Here is a 697-nt window from a genome sequence, read left to right as displayed (position 1 = left end):
GAAGCCTCCATGTGGGCCAGCTTAAATGTTTGGAAAAACCCACATGCGCTGATTGAGATGACTCAAACCAGTCCTATCTTCACGACGGCTATTTCTGGTGAACTCACCGCAGTGCGTCAAGATTGGCAGTTGAACAGCGACGAAAGCATCCAATGGAACAGCTTTGTGGTTCGCAGTGATGCGCAAGCGATTGAAGCTCTGTTACCAGAGTTTCCGCGCGCTTATCTCGCTATCATCCAAGGTGATACTTGCGTACTGGCCGGTTGTGAAAGCACATGTCGAGCTCTGCTCAAAAAGCTTGGTAAACGTGGCATTGCCGCGAACCGTGTTACTGCGATGCACACCACACCAGCGCTGAGTCAGCATAGCCAAGTGCGTGAGTTTTACACGCAATCACTGTTCGACGAGTTGCCAAAGCATATCCGCTTTATCAGCGCAGCAGGTCTACCGACTGGCGCACCAATCAATATCGACAGTGACAGCATCGCCCTTTCGATTGCCGACACTTTCTGTTCAACGCTGGATTTCACCGCGTTGATCCAGAGTGCGCGTCAACAAGGTGCTCGTCTGTTTGTAGAAGTAGGTGCCGATCGTCAAACCAGCACATTGATCGACAAGATCAATCGTAGCGACAACGTAGCAGACCAGTACTGCACAATCGCTTCCAATGCCAAAGGCGGTGACGATGTTGTCACGC

Annotated in this window: 1 protein-coding gene; it reads left to right on the top strand. The window is 51.2% G+C overall.

Annotation, left to right across the window (positions count from 1 at the left end):
* Positions 1-697 (top strand): PfaB family protein (locus tag AB4653_RS15015; RefSeq protein ID WP_372104614.1); only part of this gene is annotated, 697 nt, incomplete at both ends.

Source organism: Vibrio sp. 10N.222.48.A3 (assembly GCF_041475345.1).
Lineage (GTDB): Bacteria > Pseudomonadota > Gammaproteobacteria > Enterobacterales > Vibrionaceae > Vibrio > Vibrio tasmaniensis_A.
Note: the sequence above shows the minus strand (reverse complement) of the source record. Positions and strands in the feature narration are given on the sequence as shown.